The sequence below is a fragment of the Knoellia pratensis genome (assembly GCF_042666395.1).
Lineage (GTDB): Bacteria > Actinomycetota > Actinomycetes > Actinomycetales > Dermatophilaceae > Knoellia > Knoellia pratensis.
In genome coordinates this window covers 380030-399743 of sequence record NZ_JBHTDJ010000003.1, presented here as the reverse complement: position 1 = coordinate 399743, position 19714 = coordinate 380030, and the positions used below count along the sequence as shown (strand labels likewise).

At 67.5% G+C, this 19714-nt stretch carries 18 protein-coding genes; 7 read left to right on the top strand and 11 right to left on the bottom strand.

Annotated elements, in window-relative coordinates:
* Nucleotide 1: 1 nt before the first annotated feature.
* The gene (locus ACFQRE_RS11755) at nt 2–304 is read right to left on the bottom strand and encodes a hypothetical protein (RefSeq protein ID WP_380122464.1); all 303 of its coding nucleotides are present in this window, start codon (nt 302–304) and stop codon (nt 2–4) included.
* A gap of 194 nt (nt 305–498) precedes the next feature.
* Here ACFQRE_RS11755 and ACFQRE_RS11750 point away from each other — a divergent pair, with 194 nt between their 5' ends.
* From ACFQRE_RS11750 to rarD, 3 genes are read left to right on the top strand one after another with little or no spacing between them, the layout of a single operon-like run.
* Nucleotides 499–2367 carry a 2-oxoacid:acceptor oxidoreductase subunit alpha gene (locus ACFQRE_RS11750; protein WP_380122461.1) on the top strand — a complete coding sequence of 623 codons (1869 nt, stop codon included), beginning with the start codon at nt 499–501 and terminating at the stop codon, nt 2365–2367.
* Nucleotides 2364–3467 (top strand): 2-oxoacid:ferredoxin oxidoreductase subunit beta, encoded by a 1104-nt coding sequence (locus ACFQRE_RS11745; protein ID WP_380122459.1) that lies wholly within the window; start codon nt 2364–2366, stop codon nt 3465–3467. Before ACFQRE_RS11750 ends, ACFQRE_RS11745 begins: the two co-directional genes overlap by 4 nt.
* Nucleotides 3468–3483: 16 nt before the next feature.
* A complete protein-coding gene (gene rarD / locus ACFQRE_RS11740; RefSeq protein ID WP_380122456.1) occupies nt 3484–4434 on the top strand; it encodes an EamA family transporter RarD in 951 nt (316 codons plus the stop codon).
* Nucleotides 4435–4468: 34 nt separating this feature from the next.
* Here the strand turns inward: rarD and ACFQRE_RS11735 are convergent, their stop codons facing one another.
* On the bottom strand, nt 4469–4912 hold the full coding sequence (locus ACFQRE_RS11735; protein ID WP_380122454.1) for a hypothetical protein: 444 nt from the start codon (nt 4910–4912) through the stop codon (nt 4469–4471).
* A 195-nt stretch (nt 4913–5107) separates the two neighbouring features.
* On the opposite strand from ACFQRE_RS11735, the gene ACFQRE_RS11730 reads away from it, so the two are divergent.
* Nucleotides 5108–5479 carry a hypothetical protein gene (locus tag ACFQRE_RS11730; RefSeq protein WP_380122452.1) on the top strand — a complete coding sequence of 124 codons (372 nt, stop codon included), beginning with the start codon at nt 5108–5110 and terminating at the stop codon, nt 5477–5479.
* Nucleotides 5480–5564: 85 nt separating this feature from the next.
* Nucleotides 5565–5837 carry a hypothetical protein gene (locus ACFQRE_RS11725; protein WP_380122450.1) on the top strand — a complete coding sequence of 91 codons (273 nt, stop codon included), beginning with the start codon at nt 5565–5567 and terminating at the stop codon, nt 5835–5837.
* Nucleotides 5838–5941: 104 nt separating this feature from the next.
* Here ACFQRE_RS11725 and ACFQRE_RS11720 read toward each other — a convergent pair whose 3' ends face one another.
* The 5 genes from ACFQRE_RS11720 to ACFQRE_RS11700 form a co-directional block, all read right to left on the bottom strand.
* A complete protein-coding gene (locus ACFQRE_RS11720) occupies nt 5942–6208 on the bottom strand; it encodes a hypothetical protein (RefSeq protein ID WP_380122448.1) in 267 nt (88 codons plus the stop codon).
* Nucleotides 6209–6213: 5 nt separating this feature from the next.
* A complete protein-coding gene (locus ACFQRE_RS11715) occupies nt 6214–6390 on the bottom strand; it encodes a hypothetical protein (protein ID WP_380122446.1) in 177 nt (58 codons plus the stop codon).
* A gap of 691 nt (nt 6391–7081) precedes the next feature.
* Nucleotides 7082–8380: a D-arabinono-1,4-lactone oxidase gene (locus ACFQRE_RS11710; protein ID WP_380122444.1), complete on the bottom strand. Its 1299-nt coding sequence runs from the start codon at nt 8378–8380 to the stop codon at nt 7082–7084.
* The gene (locus tag ACFQRE_RS11705) at nt 8377–9549 is read right to left on the bottom strand and encodes an amino acid deaminase/aldolase (RefSeq protein WP_380122442.1); all 1173 of its coding nucleotides are present in this window, start codon (nt 9547–9549) and stop codon (nt 8377–8379) included. Before ACFQRE_RS11705 ends, ACFQRE_RS11710 begins: the two co-directional genes overlap by 4 nt.
* Entirely contained in the window at nt 9546–10544 is a 999-nt protein-coding gene (locus ACFQRE_RS11700) for a GlxA family transcriptional regulator (protein WP_380122439.1), read from the bottom strand. The genes ACFQRE_RS11705 and ACFQRE_RS11700 overlap by 4 nt, the downstream gene beginning before the upstream one ends.
* 71 nt (nt 10545–10615) lie before the next feature.
* Here ACFQRE_RS11700 and ACFQRE_RS11695 point away from each other — a divergent pair, with 71 nt between their 5' ends.
* The gene (locus ACFQRE_RS11695) at nt 10616–11938 is read left to right on the top strand and encodes an MFS transporter (protein WP_380122437.1); all 1323 of its coding nucleotides are present in this window, start codon (nt 10616–10618) and stop codon (nt 11936–11938) included.
* Nucleotides 11939–12009: 71 nt separating this feature from the next.
* A complete protein-coding gene (ilvA, locus tag ACFQRE_RS11690) occupies nt 12010–13551 on the top strand; it encodes a threonine ammonia-lyase, biosynthetic (RefSeq protein WP_380122435.1) in 1542 nt (513 codons plus the stop codon).
* Nucleotides 13552–13645: 94 nt separating this feature from the next.
* Here the strand turns inward: ilvA and ACFQRE_RS11685 are convergent, their stop codons facing one another.
* From ACFQRE_RS11685 to nuoL, 4 genes are read right to left on the bottom strand one after another with little or no spacing between them, the layout of a single operon-like run.
* A complete protein-coding gene (locus tag ACFQRE_RS11685; RefSeq protein ID WP_380122432.1) occupies nt 13646–14632 on the bottom strand; it encodes a polyprenyl synthetase family protein in 987 nt (328 codons plus the stop codon).
* Nucleotides 14629–16182 carry an NADH-quinone oxidoreductase subunit NuoN gene (nuoN, locus tag ACFQRE_RS11680; RefSeq protein WP_380124254.1) on the bottom strand — a complete coding sequence of 518 codons (1554 nt, stop codon included), beginning with the start codon at nt 16180–16182 and terminating at the stop codon, nt 14629–14631. Before nuoN ends, ACFQRE_RS11685 begins: the two co-directional genes overlap by 4 nt.
* Before the next feature lie 17 nt (nt 16183–16199).
* Entirely contained in the window at nt 16200–17750 is a 1551-nt protein-coding gene (locus tag ACFQRE_RS11675; protein WP_380124252.1) for an NADH-quinone oxidoreductase subunit M, read from the bottom strand.
* Nucleotides 17750–19711 (bottom strand): NADH-quinone oxidoreductase subunit L, encoded by a 1962-nt coding sequence (nuoL, locus tag ACFQRE_RS11670; protein WP_380122430.1) that lies wholly within the window; start codon nt 19709–19711, stop codon nt 17750–17752. Before nuoL ends, ACFQRE_RS11675 begins: the two co-directional genes overlap by 1 nt.
* Nucleotides 19712–19714: the final 3 nt, after the last annotated feature.

Genomic DNA, 19714 nt, shown 5'->3' with positions numbered 1-19714 from the left:
GTCAGCCGTTCTTCTTGCCTGCGGGCGCGAAGGCTTCGCGGGCTGCGGCGTCGTCGAGCTCGTACTGCGTGGCATTGGTGTCGAGGTTCTCGCCGTAGGCCTTGGCGGCCCTGGCCCAGTCGGCCAGCTCGGTGGTCCAGCCGCTGCTCACCCGCTGCAGGGCGCTCACACTCGAGGCTCCGGGGATGGCGGCCTTGGCCCCGGTCAGGGCGTCACCCGGACTGACCTTGCCGATCTGCGTAGCGGCCGAACGGGCCGCCTTCGCGGAGTCGCGCAGGTCCTTGATCGCCACGTCGTACGACATATACACCCCTCCCCTGTGACCACCCATGCTGTCAGCGACGGAGGTGGTTCGCCATGGGGAGCACTCCCCGACACAAAGGAGGCCGATTGATGGTGGACCTCTCCATAGCCTTGCCTTACTTCGGCCGTACGATGGAGGGATACGTCGGGGTCACGACGAAGCGTCCCGACTGACAGCTCTCGAGTCAGGTGTTCATGTCCAGCAAGGCCGTCCAGAAGCTCGATCGCGTCGTCATCCGCTTCGCTGGGGACTCCGGCGACGGGATGCAGCTCACCGGAGACCGATTCACCTCCGAGACGGCCGCGATGGGCAACGACCTCTCGACCCTGCCCAACTTCCCGGCCGAGATCCGCGCACCCCAGGGGACGCTTCCCGGAGTGTCGAGCTTCCAGCTCCACTTCGCCGACCACGAGGTCCTCACCCCCGGTGACGCCCCCGACGTCCTTGTGGCCATGAACCCGGCTGCGCTCATGGCGAACCTCGGCGACGTGCCTCGTGGCGCGACGATCATCATCAACACCGACGAGTTCTCCAAGCGCGCCCTCGCCAAGGTCGGCTACGCCGAGAACCCGATGGACGACGGCACCCTCGAGTCCTTCCACGTCCACGCCGTGCCGCTCACGTCGATCACCGTGGATGCCCTGGCGAAGTTCGAGGGACTGACCCGCAAGGAGAAGGAGCGCGCCAAGAACATGTTCGCGCTCGGCCTCCTGTCGTGGATGTACACCCGTCCCACGACGGGCACCGAGTCCTTCCTCACCAAGAAGTTCGGGGCCCACCCCGAGATCCTCGAGGCCAACCTCACCGCACTCAAGGCCGGCTGGAACTACGGCGAGACGACCGAGGACTTCGCGTCGAGCTATGTCATCGCGCCCGCAGTGATGCCGCCGGGCACCTACCGCAACATCACCGGCAACACCGCGCTCGCCCACGGTCTCGTGGCCGCCGCCCACCAGGCCAAGCTGCCGCTCGTCCTCGGGTCCTACCCGATCACCCCGGCGTCGGACATCCTCCACGCGCTGTCCGCCCTCAAGCGCCACAACATCACGACGATGCAGGCCGAGGACGAGATCGCCGGCATCGGCATCGCCCTCGGTGCGAGCTTCGGAGGCGCCATCGGCGTGACGACGACCTCCGGCCCCGGCGTCGCGCTGAAGTCCGAGATGATCGGCCTCGCGGTCTCCCTCGAACTGCCGCTGATCATCGTCGACGTCCAGCGCGGCGGGCCCTCGACCGGGCTGCCGACCAAGACCGAGCAGTCCGACCTGCTCCAGGCGATGTTCGGCCGCAACGGCGAGTCGCCCGTCCCGATCATCGCGCCGTCGACCCCGGCCGACTGCTTCGACGCAGCCTTCGAAGCGGTCCGGATCGCGACGGCCTACCGGACGCCTGTCTTCCTGCTCAGTGACGGCTACCTCGCCAACGGTTCCGAACCTTGGGCGGTCCCGGAGGTCGCGGATCTGCCCGACCTGACCGTCGAGTTCGCGAGCGCACCCAACGGTGTCGACGACAAGGGCGAGCCGGTCTTCCACCCCTTCCTGCGCGACCCCGAGACGCTGGCTCGCCCGTGGGCCGTCCCCGGCACCCCCGGCCTCGAGCACCGCATCGGTGGCATCGAGAAGGCCGACATCACCGGCAACATCTCCTACGACCCCGACAACCACGACAAGATGACCCGCCTGCGTGCCGCCAAGATCGCGGGCATCGCCGGCATCCCCGACGTCGTCGTCGAGGATGCTTCCGGCACTGCTCGGCTCCTGGTCTTGGGCTGGGGTTCGACGCAGGGCCCGATCGCCGCTGCTGTCAGGGCTGTTCGCAACGCTGGGCACTCGGTCGCGTCGGCGCACCTGCGCAACCTCAACCCGTTCCCGGCCAACCTCGGTGAGGTCCTGCGGTCCTACGACCGCGTCGTCGTCCCCGAGATGAACCTCGGCCAGTTGTCGATGCTGCTGCGTGCGCAGTTCCTCGTCGACGTCCGCCCCCACACGTCGGTGCGAGGTCTGCCGTTCTCCACGGTCGACCTCGCCGACGTCATCCTCACCCACCTCGAGGAGATCAAGTGACCACCACCGAGCACACCCACAACGGTGCAGCCGCTCGCCCGAGCGGACTGGCCGGCATACCCCTGCTTGCTCCTGATGCTGCGAAGCAGACGAAGAAGGAGTTCACGTCCGACCAGGAGGTGCGCTGGTGCCCGGGGTGCGGCGACTACGCGATCCTCGCCGCGGTGCAGTCGTTCCTGCCGGAGCTGGGACTCAAGCGCGAGAACATCACCTTCGTCTCCGGCATCGGGTGCTCGTCGCGCTTCCCGTACTACCTCGACACCTATGGCATGCACTCGATCCACGGGCGGGCGCCGTCGATCGCGACCGGGCTCGCGACCTCGCGCCCGGACCAGAACGTGTGGGTCGTGACGGGTGATGGTGACGCGCTGTCGATCGGTGGCAACCACCTCATCCACGCGCTGCGCCGCAACGTCAACATGACGATCCTGCTGTTCAACAACGAGATCTACGGGTTGACCAAGGGTCAGTACTCCCCCACCTCGCGCGTCGGCCAGGTCACGAAGTCCACGCCGATGGGGTCGGTCGACCAGCCGTTCAACCCGGTGTCGTTGGCGCTCGGTGCGGAGGCGACCTTCGTGGCCCGCACGACGGACACGGACCGCAAGCACCTCACCGGGATCCTGCGAGAGGCCGCTGAGCACCGCGGCACGTCGCTCGTCGAGATCTACCAGAACTGCCCGATCTTCAACGATGGTGCGTTCGACCTCATCAAGGACCGCACCCAGCAGGAAGCGCGTCTCGTGCACCTCCTCGACGGTGAGCCGGTCCAGGTCGGGCCCGAGGACGACCGCAAGACGTTGGTGCGTATGCCGGGTGGTCGCCTTGAGTTCGTCGACGCGGCTTCCGCTGTGGGTGCCGATGTTGTGGTCCACGACGCTGGCGCGGAGGACCCGAGCCAGGCTTTCGCGCTGTCGCGGCTCGACTCCCCCGAGATGACGCACGTGCCGATGGGCATCTTCCGCTCGGTGTCGCGTCCGACCTATGACGACGGCGTGCGCGCGCAGGTGCAGGCGGCCATCGACACCGCCGGTGGCCGGGCGTCTGATGACGACCTGAGGGCGCTGCTCCGAGGTCGCGACACGTGGACCGTCGTGTGAGTGCTCGCGTGACTGCATGAGTCCACCCCTCGCGGGTGATGCCGGCGAACTCAGACGAGGAACCGCGTTTGCCTTTGCTGCCTACGGCATCTGGGGACTCTTCCCGCTCTACTTCCATGCGCTCGAGCCGTCGGGCGCGTTCGAGATCCTCGCCCACCGGATCCTGTGGACGTTGCTGTTCTGTGTGGTCGTGCTCGTCGTGCGACGGGACTTCGGGTGGGTGTCGTCGGTCCTGCACCGACCGAAGCTGCTCGCGGGCCTGACCCTGGCAGCGCTCCTCATCGCCGTGAACTGGGTCGTCTATGTCCTCGCCGTCATCACCGGCCGAACGTATGCCGCTGCCCTCGGCTACTTCCTCAACCCGATCGTCACGGTGGGATTGGGTGTCTTCGTGCTGCGCGAGCGGCTGCGTCCGCTGCAGTGGGCCGCTGTGACCGTGGGTGCGGTGGCTGCGGTCTACCTGACGGTGGCCGGCGGCGAGTTCCCGTGGATCGCCGTCACGCTGGCGTTCTCGTTCGCGTTCTACGGGTTGGTGAAGAAGAAGGTCGGGGCGACGCTCGACGCCATGCACTCTCTGACGGTCGAGACGTTGGTGCTGGCACCGGTCGCGGTGGGCGTGCTGTTCTGGTTGGCCGCCAAGGGTTCGACGACCTTCGGTCAGCACGGGGCGGCGCACACGACGTTGCTCGTCGCCGCTGGGGTCGTGACGGCGATCCCGTTGCTGTTCTTCGCTGCCGCGGCTCGACGCATCCCCCTGGTGACCATCGGGCTGATCCAGTTCCTCACGCCGATGCTGCAACTGCTCATCGGCGTCGTACTCCTCGACGAACATGTGACGAGCGCCCTGTGGGTCGGCTTCGGGATCGTCTGGATCGCGTTGCTCCTGTTGACGATCGACTCGCTGCGCACGGCCCAGACCAACCGTCGAGCCCGCCTCGCCGGCCCAGACCCCGAACCCTGCCCCTAGGCCTTCTCGGCTGCCGTTCCCGGACGACGGGACCTCAGACGGAAAGCCAGCAGTAGACGGCCTCCTGCGGCCCCGCCGTGAGGCACAAGGAGCGGAAGTCACGAAGGAAGTCACCGGCCTCGTCCGGTGACATGGCGCCCCAGAACTCCTCGATCTGGGACCACGGCTGGGCTGCGGCTTGGAGCGCCGACTCTTCGCCCGTGCGCACCAATTCAACCAAGACGGGGTCTACTGGCATGACGAGGCGTTCTCCTCCGCCCTGCATGGCCACCGGGTCAGGCGACTGGCTCAACCGCTCGGCGAAGGGTCGCCCACCGAGGATGCCCTCAAGGGCACCCAACGCCACGACTGGCTCGATACCGCTCTGCACGACAGGAAAACCGGCCTCATCGGGCCCGCCCACGAGGTCAATGACCTCGGCTGCTGCACTGTTGGACGGAGCCATGAAGTAGTCACAAAGCATGCCCATGCGGCTCATGATGCCAGTCCCATCAGACGCCAACTCCGGGCCCCTTCGCACCGGCGATCGATCGCGAACATTGAGCCGGACTCACCCCTAGGCGCCTACGCCGACGCTCACACGTCATCAGCCAAGGCTCTCGCATTTGCCGTTCTCAACCACATCGCCCAAGCGCGTGACAGCATGCCTCCCAGTCAGCGACAAGAGGATGGAATGACCGACAAGATGAAGACGTGGGGCCCCGAGGCGGGCGCGGTCACCAAAGCGTGGAGACGCCTGCCGTCAAAGACGCGCGTCCAACTGATCGGGACCGTCCTCAAGGGTGAGCGCCCCAAGGATCCGGAGACGTGGGAAATCATGCGCGCTTGGGCGGGGCGCTATCCTCTTTGCGCCGTTCCAAGCGCCTTGAGTGGCGTTCCCTTGCTTCTTGTGGTTCGGATGCTTCCCGACCTCTGGGGCGACCTGAACTGGCTGATCATCACGTGGGCCTGCTTCGTGCTCGTCTGCGTGGTTTTGATGGTTGGTCTGAGCTGGGCGGTAGCGCGCAATCGTGGCCCCATCGTGCGTGTCAGCGACGTGGGGTGAAATGACGAACACGACGAAGTCGGCAAGATTGGTGGCCCGCAAGGCCTGGAGAGCTGTGCCGAGGCAGACCCGCGGAGAGCTGATCGTGACCGTCTTCAAGGGCGAACGTCCTGACGACACGGAGTCGTGGCGGGCCATGCGCAACTGGGCCGCCCTTTACCCAGCACAGGCCCTTCCTGCCACCCTGACAAGTGTCGCGCTTCTGGTGATCGCGCTGGGATTTCCGAACGTCTGGGGCGACCTGCGCTGGTTCTTCATCGCGTGGGCCTGCCTGGTTCTCCTGTCCGCGGCCTTCCTCCTCTACCTGAGTTGGGCGACCCGGCGTAACCCCGGACCGATCATGGACGCGCCCGAGTGACCCTGCTTGATGCGGTCGCGGCGCCCGGTCGCCAAGGTAGGTCGCGCTGAGTCCTGTCAGACGCGTTCCCTAGCCCGCTTCTGACAGAACATAAGGCTCTGAGATCAGGACGCTGCGTAACGCTGGCGAGCGGCTTCACCGCTGGTTCCGATCGCCTCCCCCACCTCGCGCCAGGAGAGATGCGCTTCACGGGCCTGATGGATCGCTTCGGCGAGCTCCTTCTCAGCGGCGGCGCGACGAAATGCGGCAAGCTTGACAGCCATCAACGGCGCCAGCGGGGCGTCGAAGTCCTCAGGTCGTGGGTCGTGGCTCTCGAACTGGTCTGCCAGCTCGTCGGCGTGAGCGATGAGGTCTTTGAGCGAGCGTCGCATGCGAATCACCTCAGGTACTTGGTCCGGGCTGGGCGCAGAGCGTGCGCGATGGCGAGTTCGCCGCCCCACCACGTCACGACACCGACCTCGATGAGCGTGCCCGTCGCATCTGGGCCGATGAACATCGCCATGTCATCGGCCTGACGGATGTGATGGGTGGCGAACCGGAGCGCGTGGATCATGTCAGCTTCATTGACTCCATGACGATGCGCCGATTCCAGAATGATCGGCTCGTCGCCCACCGTCGCCCGTCCTCACGTCGCAAGATTACTTGTCACAAGATTACTTGTCAACGGTGACAGCGATGGTCCTCAGCCGTGGCTTCAGCTCGCTAACAGGTCCTGTGCTCACTCATCCCACCCGACGCCTCTGACAAGGCCACCCACCCGGAACCCGCGGACTCTCTGCCAGAGTCCCAGATGCCGAGGTTGAGCACGATCTCCGCCATCAACAGGCCCGGCTGATAGTCCGCCGGCGCCGTATGGCGCCCAAGGTCAGCCGACTGTTTCCTTCATGGAGATGACCCGCGTATCCCGAGATGCGACAACCAGAGTGGTCGCGTCAGAGTTTCGCGGAGTCCGGCCTCAGCCCATCGGACTTGCCCTCGCTCGTTGCGCTTCCTGACGAACCGATGGCCGACCCACAGCGAGACGCCGACACCGAAGAGCGCCACTCCGGCGGCGTCAAAGCCATCCTCGCTCCTCAAGGCGCCGACAAGAAGTATCAGCGCTGCGCCGGCGCACAGCACAGTCATGCCCCAGGCCAGCCAGGAGCCGGCCGTCATCATTCCTGATCCAATCCGGTGGAATTGCCAGCGTTCCATGAGCCCCCTTCGGTGTGCGATCGATCGGCGGTCTTGGAACCGCACCAGCTTCAGGGGCCGAGGAGGTGAGTGAGGTGGTCGTTGGTGAAGCGGCGGTCGGGGTCGACGCGGTCCCGCACCTGCAGCGCATCGCCGAACCTCGGGTAGAGCCGCGTGAAGTCGTCCGCGCCGAGGGTGTGCAGCTTGCCCCAGTGCGGTCGCCCATCGTGTTCGCGCACGATCGCCTCGAACGCCGCGAACACTCCCCTGTCGTCCATCCGGTGGTACTGATGCACTGCGACATAGGCGTTCTCGCGCTCGTATGCCGTCGAAAGCCACACGTCGTCGGCTCCCGTCGAGCGGACCTCGACGGGGAACGGCAGCGTCACGTCGTGGGTGTCAATCCAGGTGCGCAACGCGGCGATGACAGCGGGCAGCGAAGCCCGCGGGACGGCGTACTCGCTCTCTCGGAAACGGACATCGCGGGAGGTGCAGAAGACCTTCCACGACGTGTCGGTGTACTCCTTCGCGCCGAGCACGCGGGCACTCACCTGGTTGAGGCGCGGGACGATGCCCGGCCGAACCGCAGCGGCACGGTTGAGTGCCCCGAAGACCTTGTTGCTGAGGATGTCCTCGTCGAGGCGCGCGCGCCACGCGGGCTGCGGCTGACCGGGGTCGTCGTTGCCAACTCGTGAGTTGCGCTTCAGGAGAACGCGATCCGTGTGCGGGAACCAGTGGAAGTCGACGTGGTCGTACTCGGCCACGAGCTGCTCATAGCCTTCGACGACCTCGTCGAGTCGGCCGGGCGTCTCGAGGGCACGCAGCCGGAACGCCGGTACGCACTGGAGCTCGACCTCGGTCACGACACCGAACGCACCGAGCCCCACCCGCGCCGCCTGAAAGAGCTCGGTGTCGTACGAATCGTCCACGGAGACAACGGAACCGTCGGCCAACACCATCGTCAGCCCGGTCACTGCGGCAGCGATGCCCTGATGGCGGACACCCGTGCCGTGGGTCCCGGTCGCGATGGCGCCAGCAATGCTCTGCCGGTCGATGTCGCCGAGGTTGGGCAGGGCGAGGCCGAGCCCATCGAGAATGGGATTGAGGACGTGGAGCGGCGTGCCCCCGGCCACGCGCACTCGCTGACGTGCACAGTCGATGCCCCGGATCCCGGACAGGTGGGTGAGCCGCAGAAGGGCTCCATCTGTGGCACACAGCGCCGTGAACGAGTGACCCGCCCCGACGACCCGGACACGCTCACCGCGATCTGCGGAGCGCTTCACGACGTCGGCGACCTCGTCGACCGATCGTGGTTCCAGGACACGAGCCGGGGTGGCGTTGACGTTGCCGGCCCAGTTGCTCCAGGTCATCCGAAGTTCTGCCCTTCTCCGCGATAGCTCGGCACGGTCTCGACAAGCCGCCCCTGCCGGACGAGGTGCACGTGGTCGAACCGCTCGAGCAGCTCTCCAGCCTTGGCCCCGCGCATCCACACGCGGTCGCCGAGCGCGAGCCCATCCGCGGCCCGCCCTCGCAGGGGAGTCTGCACCTCACCGGCCGCCTCGGAGCGGATGAGCGCCAGGGCACGTCCCACCGGCTTCGGGACGCGCGTCCAGCCGGGCTCCCCGCTGGCGACATAACCGCCGCTGTATGCCGTGACGATCCCCTTCGCGGGGCGGCGCACCACCGGGAGGGCGTAGGTCATCGCCGGTCGGGGGGCGAAGTCGTCGTAGGCGTCGAACAGGGTGGGCGCGTAGAGACCGGAGCCGGCCGCGAACTCGGTGAGGGAGTCGGCGGCAGCCAGGCGACCGATGCTGCCGGTGCCGCCGCCGTTGACGAAGTCGAGCTCGGTGAGGGCGCGGACCGCCTCGACGAGAGGGCCGCGGCGCTGGGCGAGGTCGACGAGGGAGCGCTTCTTGAGGGTCTTGAGGTGGGGTCCACGGTCGGGCAGTCCGGCGACCTGGGCGTCATAGAACATGATCCCGACGACCCGCAGACCTGCATCGAGGGCGGCGCGGGTGACGCCGAGGGCGTCGGCCGGCGTGCGCAAGGGAGAGCGACGCACCCCGAGGTGGACCCGGCCAACGCGCAGCGAGCAGTCGACGTCCAGGGCCACACGGACTCCACTGTCCGGCCCGAGCAGGTCGGCCAGGAAGCGCACCTGCTCGACGCTGTCGACGGCGACGCTGATCTGGTCACGAAGGTACTCATCCGCGGCCAGGGACTGCAGCCATTCGCGGTCCACGCTCGGGTACGCCACGAAGACGTCCGTGAAGCCTTGGCGCACAAGCCACACAGCTTCGGGGACGGCATACGCCATCACCCCGGCGAAGCCGGGACGGTCGAGGACCCGGCGGAGCAGGGTCCGGCAACGCACCGACTTGCTCGCGACGCGGATGGGTCGACCGGCGGCACGACGGACGAGGTCATCGGCGTTGGCATCGAAGGCGTCGAGATCGACAGTGACGAGTGGGGCCGGGAGGCCGGCCGTCGCCGCCTCGAGGGCGTCGATGTCGACGAAGGGTTCGCCGCTGCGGCTCATGCGATCCTGCTCTCGGTGGTGCCGCGGAAGGTGCGGCGATAGGCCTGTGGTGAGACCCCCAGCGTCGCAGCACAATGCTTGCGCAGAGAAGCACCGGTCCCCATCCCGGCGCGTGTCGCGATGACATCGACGGTGAGATCCGTGGTCTCGAGGAGGTGCTGGGCGTGACGCACCCGCTGCTGCGTCACCCACGCTGCGGGAGTCAGGCCGGTCTCGTCACGGAAGCGTCGGGCAAAGGTGCGCTCGCTCATGCGTGCCCGCCGTGCGAGTGCGGGGACGGAGAGATCAGCGTCGAGGTGCGCCATGGCCCAGGCCCGGGTGCTCGACGTGGAGGCGTCGTCCATCACCGGCACGGGTCGCTCGATGAACTGCGCCTGGCCGCCGTCGCGCCACGGCGGGACGACGCAATAGCGGGCGACGTCGTTGGCGACGGCCGCACCGTGGTCACGCCGGATGAGGTGCAGGCACAGGTCCACCCCGGCGGAGAGGCCAGCGGCCGTGAGGATGTCGCCGTCATCGACGAAGAGGACATCTTCGTCCAGCTCCACCTGCGGATAGAGAGCACGGAACGGCTCGGTGTGCTGCCAGTGAGTGGTGGCGGGGCGCCCGTCGAGCAGTCCTGCCGCGGCCAGGACGTAGGCGCCGGTACAGATCGACACGATGCGCGCGCCCTTGCGGATGCGGCCCATGGCGACCCCCAGCTCGTCCGGGAGGGTGCCGTCGAATCGCGGACCGGGGATCTGGGTGCCGGGGATGATAACTGTGTCGGCGCCCTCAAGGAGAGACGAATCGCCGTGTGGCACAACGGCATACCCATTGTGTGTCTTGACGGCTCCGCCGTCGAGGGAGGCCATCTGGACGTCGTAGAGCGGACGGCCAACGGTGTCCTCGGCCGAGCCGAGCACCGCCCCGGGGATCGTGGCGTCGTAGCCGATGAGCGGCTCGAGCAGCAGGACGACGACCTTGTGGCGGGCGGGGACACGTGTGGTGCGCATGGCTGGATCTTTGCACATTGTGTCATTTCTGCCACTAGGCGAGCAGGCCAGCGACTGACAGGCTCTCCCTCATGACCGACGACCTCGCGGTGAGCGCCCCCGACGCCGAGCCCTTCGCAGACGACCCGCCCCGCCAGCGACGCGCACCCCTCCACCGCGCGTGGATCGTGGCGATCGTCGGGTTCGTGACGCTCATCGGCGCTGCCGGCTTCCGCTCCGTCCCGAGCGTGCTCATCGACCCGCTGCACCAGGAGTTCGGATGGAGCCGGGCCACCATCGGCTTCGCGGTGTCGGTCAACCTCGTACTGTTCGGGCTGTTCTCACCGTTCGCCGCAGCGCTCATGGACCGGTTCGGCATCCGCCGCGTCGTCGCGATCGCGCTGACGTTGGTCGCCCTGGGCAGCGGGCTCACCGTCTTCATGACCCAGCCGTGGCAGCTCGTCCTGCTGTGGGGTGTCGTCGTCGGCATCGGTACTGGGTCGATGTCCATGGCGCTCGTGGCCACGCTCGTCAACCGCTGGTTCGTTGCTCGCCGAGGACTCGTGAGTGGCGTCCTCACCGCTGCCGGCGCAACGGGGCAGCTTGTCTTTTTGCCACTGATCGCCGTGCTGGCAGACCGATACGGTTGGCGCACACCGGCGCTCGTCGTCGCGGGCGTTGCCTTGGCCGTGGTTCCGCTCGTCATCCTGTTCGTCCGCGACCACCCGCACGACGTCGACCTTCAGGCCTACGGTGCGACCGCCGAGGACCCCGGCCTGCCGCCGCCCAACCCCGTGGGCAATGCAGCGATCCAGGCGCTGTCGTCCCTGCGCGACGCGGCCAGGACGCGCGCCTTCTGGCTGTTGGCAGGCGGATTCGCGATCTGCGGGGCGTCGACCAACGGCCTTGTCGGCACCCACTTCATCCCGGCGGCGCACGACCACGGGATGCCCACGACGATGGCGGCGTCCCTGCTGGCGCTCATCGGGATCTTCGACGTGGCCGGCACGATCTTCTCCGGCTGGCTGACCGACCGGGTGGACGGTCGACTGCTGTTGGTCGGCTACTACACGCTGCGTGGCCTCTCGCTCATGCTGCTGCCCTCACTCCTCGGGCCGTCGGTGCAGCCGAGCATGTGGTTCTTCATCCTCTTCTACGGTCTCGACTGGATCGCGACCGTGCCACCGACCGTGGCGTTGTGCCGCGAGTGGTTCGGCGTCTCTGCGCCAGTCGTCTTCGGATGGGTCTTCGCGTCGCACCAGATCGGCGCCGCGATCGCTGCCACTGGGGCCGGGGCGGTGCGCGACCAGACCGGCACCTACTCGTTGGCGTGGTTCACCGCGGGCGGCCTCTGCCTCCTCGCCGCCGCCTTCTCATTCGCCATCCCCCGCCGCCGCACACCCGTTCCCGCCTGACGAGGACTGGGACGGCGTCTCGACTGGTGGCGGCCACGTTCGCTGAAGCGATCTCGCGGTTTGCTTGACCCATGTCCACCGAAGAACTCGCGGCACGGCCGACCAACGGCTCCGAGCATCTCCGGGCCGTCCTGCGCGCCCCGGTCTACGAGGCCGCGGTCGTCAGCCCGCTCGAGGTCATGGAGTCCCTGTCCGAGCGCCTCGGCAATGTCGTCCAGGTCAAGCGCGAGGACCGGCAGCCGATCCACTCCTTCAAGATCCGCGGCGCCTACACGCGGATGCGCGCCCTCTCCCCCGACGAGCGCGCCCGTGGAGTCATCACCGCCTCGGCCGGCAACCACGCCCAGGGCGTTGCCCTGTCCGCCTCATTGCTCGACCTGAACGCCGTGGTCGTCATGCCCGCGACAACGGCTCCCATCAAGGTGGGTGCAGTCCGTGGGCACGGCGCCGAGGTCATCCTCGTCGGCGACACGTTCGACGTCGCCCAGGCCGAGGCTCTGCGCCTGGCGGACGAGCGTGGGCTCACCTACATCGCACCCTTCGACGACCCGCTCGTCATCGCCGGGCAGGGCACGATCGGGCTCGAGCTCATCCAGCAGGACGCCCACCTCGATCGCGTGTTCGTACCCATCGGTGGCGGAGGACTCGCGGCCGGTGTCGCCGGCCTCATCAAGAACCTCATGCCCGGCATCAAGGTCATCGGCGTCGAGCCCGAGGACGCTGCCTGCCTCAGCGCCGCCCTCGCCGCCGGCCGCCCCGTGCAACTGCCCCAGGTGAGCCGCTTCGCCGAGGGCGTTGCCGTCAAACAGATCGGTGACCAGACGTTCGACCTGTGCCAGCGCTACCTGGACGACGTCATCACGGTGAGCTCCGACGAGATCTGCGCGGCGGTCAAGGACATCTTCGAGGACGTCCGCGCTGTCGCCGAACCTGCCGGTGCCGTGGCACTTGCCGGACTCAAGAACTACGCGGAACAACACGGCATACGCGGAGAAAGGTTGGCGCACATCCTCTCTGGGGCGAACGTCCCGTTCGACACGCTGCGCTACATCTCCGAGCGCGCCGAGGTCGGCGAGCACCGCGAGGCGCTCTTCGGCGTGACGATCCCCGACCGCGCCGGTGCCTTCCTCGAGTTCGTCGACGTGCTCGCGGGCCGCTCGGTCACGGAGTTCAACTACCGCACGGACGGCACCGACCGCGCCCGCATCTTTGTCGGTGTCCAGCTCTCCGGAGGCGCGGACGAAGGTCGCGAGATCCACGACAACCTCACGGCAGCGGATTATGAGTCCGTCGACCTCTCCCAGGACGACACCGCCAAGACCCACGTGCGCTACATGATCGGCGGACGTTCCCCGGGCGTCGACGAAGAGGTCTACAGCTTCGAGTTCCCCGAGCACCCGGGCGCTCTCAGCCGCTTCCTCACCGAGCTCGGTACCCACTGGAACATCACGATGTTCCACTACCGCAGCCACGGCACCGACTACGGCCGGGTGCTGTGCGCCTTCGAGGGCGTGCGCGACGACGCCGACTTCGCCGAGCACGTCACGAGCCTGGGCTACCCGTGCCAAGACGTGTCGACGTCCCCGGCGCTGTCCTACTTCCTCCTGCGCTGACCCCTCGCACGCGCGCGAAATGACCACCTTTTGTCGAGGCGACCACCCACAGGTGGTCGCGCCGTCAAGAAATGCTCGCCTCGAGCGCCGTGGGTCAGGAGGCGCGGTGGGTGACCGACGTGGCCAGAGCCAGCAGCGCCGTCTTGGCCTCGCTGTCGGGCAGCCCGGCCAGGGCGTCCTGCGCCTGCTCGCCGACCGCGCGGGTCTCGTCGCGGGCCTGCTCGAGCGCCGGGTGCGCCTGCAACAGCCCCAACGCCTCGGCCAGCTCGGCGTCGCCGGAGAGGTCGGACTGCAGCAGTTCCTGCAGCCGCGCGTCCTGAGGTGAGGTCGACGACAAAGCATGCAGGACGGCCAAGGTCCGCTTGCCCTCACGCAGGTCCATCCCCGGAAGCTTGCCGAGCTCCTCGGCGGACGACTCGATGTCGATGAGGTCGTCGGCGAGCTGGAAGGCCATTCCGAGCCGCTCGCCATAGACACGCATCGTCTCGACAACGTCGTCACCGCACCCCGCGAACATCGCGCCATAACGGGCTGCGGTCGCGATGAGCACGCCAGTTTTGTCCTCAAGGACACGCAAGTAGTACGCCCCGGCGTCCTCACCCGCGGGCGCCTGCCGGTCGTCACGGATCTGACCGGTGCAGAGCCGGATGAAGGTCTCGGCCTGGATCCGCACGGCCTCTGGTCCCAGCTCGGCGACCAGCGCCGAGGCGTGTCCGAAGAGCAGGTCACCGATGAGGATGGCGGTGGAGTTGCCGTATGCCGTGTTGGCCGTCGGCGTTCCCCGGCGCAGCTCCGCTTCGTCCATGACGTCGTCGTGGTAGAGCGAGGCGAGGTGCGTCAGCTCAACCGCGGCGGCCGCAGTGACGACCGCGTCATTGACCCCGTCGCCCAGCTCGGCAGCCAGGATCGTGAGCATCGGCCGGAACCGCTTCCCACCGGCACGAAGCAGGTGGACGTTGGCCTCGGCGATGAACGCGTCGTCGTGGTCGATGCGCTCCTCGATGAGGGCCTCGACGCGAGCCAGCCCGTCGGTGAGCCGCTCCTGCAGCCCTGCCGACACCTCGGGCAGCGCGAGCGTCACTGGATGAACTGCGACACCCGACCGGCGAGGTCGAGGATCGGGCCGGGGACGATGCCGAGCACGACGGTGCCGAGGGCGCCGACCGTGATGGCGATCGTGGAGGCGATCGACGGGGTCAGTGCGACGACGTCGTCACCCGTCTGCTCGGTGAAGTACATGAGCACGATGAGTCGGAAGTAGACGAACGCGGTGACGGCCGAAGCCAGGACGCCCACGACAACCATGAGGATGCCGGCCAGACCACCGTGCGCGACCGCGGGAGCGAACGCCGCGAACTTCGCCGTGAAGCCCGACGTGAGCGGGATACCCGCGAAGGCCAGGAGCAACAGCGCGAAGATGCCGGCGACGACCGGGTGCTTCTTGCCCAGGCCCGCCCACTGCGAGAGGTGGGTCGCCTCGGAGCCGCCCGAACGGACGAGCGAGACGATGGCGAAGGCCGCGATGGTCGCCAGACCATAGGCCGCGAGGTAGAACATCGTGCCGGAAACGCCCGTCTTGTCGAAGGCGAGGACGCCGACGAGGATGAAGCCGGCGTGGGCGATGGACGAGTAGGCGAGCAGTCGCTTGATGTCGGTCTGGGTCACGGAGAGCACCGCACCGACGACCATCGTGAGGACCGCGATGGCAGCGACACCGAGGCGCCACTCGAGGCGCGAGGCCTCGACGCCGACGTAGGCCAGGCGCAGGATCGCGCCGAACGCTGCAAGCTTCGTCGCGGCGGCCATGAAGCCGGTGACCGGGGTCGGAGCACCCTGGTAGGCGTCCGGGGTCCACGAGTGGAACGGCACGGCGCCGATCTTGAAGAGCAGGCCGATCAGGGCGAGGGCGACACCGGGGAGGAGCAGCTCCTCATAGGCGCCGTCCGCGGTCGTGATCGCGAGGGCGATCTTCGACAGATCGGTCGACCCGGCATACCCATAGAGAAGTGCCGCACCGAACAGGAAGAAGGCCGACGAGAACGCACCGAGGAGGAAGTACTTGAGCGACGCCTCCTGCGAGAGCAGGCGGCGACGACGCGCCAGGCCGGTCAACACGTAGAGCGGGAGGGACAGGACTTCGAGCGCGACGAACATCGTGATGAGGTCGTTGGCGCTGACAAACATGAGCATGCCGAACACGGCGAACAGCGTCAGCGGGAAGGCCTCCGACGTCGCGAAACCCGCACGGTCCGCGGCGGCCTCAGCCGGCGAGCCCGGCGTTGCCGCACCCATCGGCGTGAAGGCGTCGGCGGACCGGCCACCGAAACGCTCCGACATGGTCAGCACACCCAGGACGGAGAAGATCAACAGCGTCCCCTGCATGAACAGGGCCGGTCCGTCGATGGCGAGGGAACCGCCCGCGGTGACCGTCTGGTTGTCGACCGACACGAGCGCGAGGACGACAAAGGCCGCCACGATCGCGGCCAGCGCGAGCGACACCTGGATGACGTGACGCCGAGCGCGCGGCGCGAAGGCCTCGACGAGAACACCGACGAGTGCGGCGCCCACGATGATGAGCATCGGTGCGACGGCGCCGTAGTTGACCGAGACGGCCTCGAAGGCCGTCGGCATCGCAGTGGACAGGGCGGTCACTTGGCACTCCCGGTGACGTGGACGGCGTTGTTCGGCGTCGGATCAGTGACACCGACGAGTTGGAGCGTCTGCTTCACGGCGGGGTTGACGAGGTCGAGGACCGGCTTCGGAAAGAACCCGAGGAGCAGGAACGACGCGATGATCGGAGCCACGACGAGCTTCTCGCGCAGCCCGAGGTCACGCGGCTCGGCACCCTCGACGAACTGCGGGCGCGGGCCGGTGAAGACGCGCTGGTAGGTCAGCAGGATGTAGAGCGCGGCCAGCACGATGCCGATCGTGGCGATCGCAGCAGCCACCTGGTAGCGCTGGAAGGTTCCGGTGAGGACGAGGAACTCCGACACGTAGGACGACAGGCCCGGCAGTGCCAGCGACGACAGTCCAGCGATGAAGAACGACCCGGCGAGCACCGGGGTGACCCGCTGCCAGCCGCCGTAGTCGGCAATGCGCTGCGACCCGTGCCGCGAGATGAGGAACCCGGCGAGCAGGAAGAGTCCGGCCGTCGAGAAGCCGTGGTTGATCATGTAGAGCGCCGAGCCGCCACCGGCCGTCGTCGTCATCGCGAAGATGCCGAGGACGATGAAGCCGAAGTGGCTGATCGAGGTGAACGCGATGAGTCGCATGATGTCGCGCGACCCGATGGCGAGCAGCGCGCCGTAGATCACCGAGATGACGGCGAGCGTGATGACGACCGGGGTCGCCCACTTGGCCGCCTCCGGAAAGAACCCGAGGCAGAAGCGCAGCATCCCGAAGGTGCCGACCTTGTCGAGCACGCCCACCAGCAGGACCGCGGTCGCAGGGCGCGACTCGGACGCAGCATCCGGCAGCCAGGTGTGGACCGGCCACATCGGCGCCTTGATCGCGAAGGCGATGAAGAAGCCGATGAACAGCCAGCGCTGGGTCGCGGTGGACCCGCCGACAGCACCCTCGAGCGCCTCGTAGAGGAAGCCCTGCTCGCCACCGGGGCCCTGGAAGTACAGGCCGATGACGGCGACGAGCATGATGAGCCCGCCGACGAGCGAGAAGAGGATGAACTTCACGGCGGCGTACTGACGTCGCGGTCCACCGAACAGCCCGATGAGGAAGTAGACCGGGATGAGCATGGCCTCGAAGAACACGTAGAACAGGAAGACGTCGCGGGCCGCGAAGACACCCACCATGAAGGTGAGCAGCAAGAGCATCAGCGCGAAGTAGGTCTTCTCGCGATGCGGGTCCGCGTCATCGCCGAGGTCGTTCCACGCCGCCAGCAGGCAGATCGGCGTGAGGATCGCGGCCATCACGATGAGCGAGAGCGCGATGCCGTCGACACCCAGGGCATAGGAGACCCCGAACTGCGGGATCCACGAGTGCGTCTCGGTCAGCTGGTAGCGATCGCTCGACCCCGCATCGAACCGACCCCAGGCAACGAGCGCCAGCAGCAGGGTCAACAGCGAGACGCCGAGGGCGACCGGCTTGGCCAACCGCGACGAGGCGGACGGCAGCAGCCAGATGACCGCCGCGCCGACGAGGGGCACGACCATCATGAGCGTGAGCAAGGGCAGGCCGGACATCAGTTCATCACCCACAGTGCTCCGAGAATGGCGACGACACCGGTGAGCATCGTCAAGGCATAGGACCGGGCATAGCCGGTCTGCAGGCGGCGCAGTCGCGAGGACAGCCCGCCGATGGACGCGGCCAACGAGCCGACGACCCCGTCGACACCCTTGCCGTCAGTGAAAACGAGCGCGCGGGTGAGGTGGGTGCCGGGTCGCATGAACAGGCCCTCGTTGATGGCGTCCTGATAGAGGTCGGCGCGGGCGGCCTGGGTGACCAGCGAGCCTCGCGACGCCGTCTTCGGCACCGCCTCGCTCCAGTACAACTTCCAGGCGTATGCCGCTCCGCCGGCTACCAGCAACAGCGTGAGAATCATGATGACCGGGACCGCGAGGACGGGGTGCTCCTCGCCGTGAGCGCCGACGACGGGCTCGAGCCAATGGGTGAACATGCCACCCCACGAGAGGATCAGGCCGAGGGCGCCGGAGCCGACGGCGAGCACCATCATCGGGACCGTCATGGTGAGCGGCGACTCGTGCGGGTGAGCCGCACGCGATCCGAGCTCCTTGGCCTCTTCCTCATCGATCCAGCGCTTCTTGCCGTGGAAGGTCATGAAGAACAGGCGCGACATGTAGAAGGCGGTGATCCCGGCACCGATGAGGGCGATGAAACCGAAGACCCACGGGCGCCAGCCGTCGCCGATGAAGGCGGCCTCGATGATCTTGTCCTTGGACCAGAAGCCCGAGAACGGCGGAACACCGAGGATGGCGAGCCAACCCAGGCCGAAGGTGATCCAGGTGATCTTCATGGCACCCGACAGCCCACCGAAGCGGCGCATGTCGACGTTGTCGTTCATGCCGTGCATGACCGATCCGGCGCCGAGGAACATCCCGGCCTTGAAGAAGCCGTGGGTGATGAGGTGGAAGATTGCGAAGGCGTAGCCGACCGGGCCAAGACCCGCCGCGAGCATCATGTAGCCGATCTGCGACATCGTCGAGGCTGCCAGCGCCTTCTTGATGTCGTCCTTGGCGCAACCGACGATCGCACCGTAGAGCAACGTGATCGCACCGACGATGGCGACGGCCAGCTGCGCGTTGGGGGCGGCGTTGAAGATGTCGTGCGAGCGGACGACGAGATAGACACCGGCGGTGACCATGGTCGCGGCGTGGATGAGAGCCGAGACGGGCGTCGGGCCGGCCATCGCGTCACCGAGCCAGGACTGCAGCGGGAACTGGGCCGACTTGGCGCAGGCACCGATGAGCAGGAGCAGGCCGAGCGCGGTCATCGCGGTCGAACCGGCTTCCGCCGCACCGGCGTGCACGGTCGCGAAGTCCACCGAGCCGAAAGTGAAGAACATGAACATGATCGCGATCGACATCCCGACGTCACCGACGCGGTTGACGAAGAACGCCTTGTTGGCCGCGGTCGCGTAGGCCGGGTTGTGGTTCCAGAACCCGATGAGCAGATAGGACGCCAGACCCACGCCTTCCCAGCCGACGAACAGCAGGAGGTAGGAGTCGGCGAGCACCAGCAGCAGCATCGACCCGACGAAGAGGTTCAGGTAGGCGAAGAACTTGCGCCGGTTCGCGTCGTGCTCCATGTAGCCGATGGAGTAGACGTGGATGAGCGACCCGACGAACGTGATGAGCAGGACGAACGCGATCGACAGCTGGTCGATGAGCAGCCCGGTCTCGAGCTGGAACTGACCGGCCGGGATCCAGTTCCAGCCGCCGACGTGAGCGGCGCGCTCCTCGTGGCCACGACCGACCATCGCGAACAGCATGACGAAACCGAGGACGAAGCTGGCCCAGGACAGTGCCGTGGCGAGCAGGTGTCCCCAGGCGTTGGTGGCCTTGCCACCGAGCAGGAGGAGACCGGCGCCGAAGAGCGGGAAGGCAACGAGAAGCCAGGCGTATGCCGTGATGCCGGTGGCCGCGGCCACCTCACCTTCCGAGGCGAGCAGTGCGAGTGAGTTCACGAG

Excerpts from the sequence above, each read along its gene's own strand:
- ACFQRE_RS11755 (WP_380122464.1), bottom strand. The coding sequence starts at position 304 with ATGTCGTACGACGTGGCGATCAAGGACCTGCGCGACTCCGCGAAGGCG.
- ACFQRE_RS11750 (WP_380122461.1), top strand. The coding sequence starts at position 499 with ATGTCCAGCAAGGCCGTCCAGAAGCTCGATCGCGTCGTCATCCGCTTC.
- rarD (WP_380122456.1), top strand. The coding sequence starts at position 3,484 with ATGAGTCCACCCCTCGCGGGTGATGCCGGCGAACTCAGACGAGGAACC.
- ACFQRE_RS11735 (WP_380122454.1), bottom strand. The coding sequence starts at position 4,912 with ATGAGCCGCATGGGCATGCTTTGTGACTACTTCATGGCTCCGTCCAAC.
- ACFQRE_RS11730 (WP_380122452.1), top strand. The coding sequence starts at position 5,108 with ATGACCGACAAGATGAAGACGTGGGGCCCCGAGGCGGGCGCGGTCACC.
- ACFQRE_RS11720 (WP_380122448.1), bottom strand. The coding sequence starts at position 6,208 with ATGCGACGCTCGCTCAAAGACCTCATCGCTCACGCCGACGAGCTGGCA.
- ACFQRE_RS11715 (WP_380122446.1), bottom strand. The coding sequence starts at position 6,390 with ATGATCCACGCGCTCCGGTTCGCCACCCATCACATCCGTCAGGCCGAT.
- ACFQRE_RS11710 (WP_380122444.1), bottom strand. The coding sequence starts at position 8,380 with ATGACCTGGAGCAACTGGGCCGGCAACGTCAACGCCACCCCGGCTCGT.
- ACFQRE_RS11705 (WP_380122442.1), bottom strand. The coding sequence starts at position 9,549 with ATGAGCCGCAGCGGCGAACCCTTCGTCGACATCGACGCCCTCGAGGCG.
- ACFQRE_RS11700 (WP_380122439.1), bottom strand. The coding sequence starts at position 10,544 with ATGCGCACCACACGTGTCCCCGCCCGCCACAAGGTCGTCGTCCTGCTG.
- ACFQRE_RS11695 (WP_380122437.1), top strand. The coding sequence starts at position 10,616 with ATGACCGACGACCTCGCGGTGAGCGCCCCCGACGCCGAGCCCTTCGCA.
- ilvA (WP_380122435.1), top strand. The coding sequence starts at position 12,010 with ATGTCCACCGAAGAACTCGCGGCACGGCCGACCAACGGCTCCGAGCAT.
- nuoN (WP_380124254.1), bottom strand. The coding sequence starts at position 16,182 with ATGCCGACGGCCTTCGAGGCCGTCTCGGTCAACTACGGCGCCGTCGCA.
- ACFQRE_RS11675 (WP_380124252.1), bottom strand. The coding sequence starts at position 17,750 with ATGTCCGGCCTGCCCTTGCTCACGCTCATGATGGTCGTGCCCCTCGTC.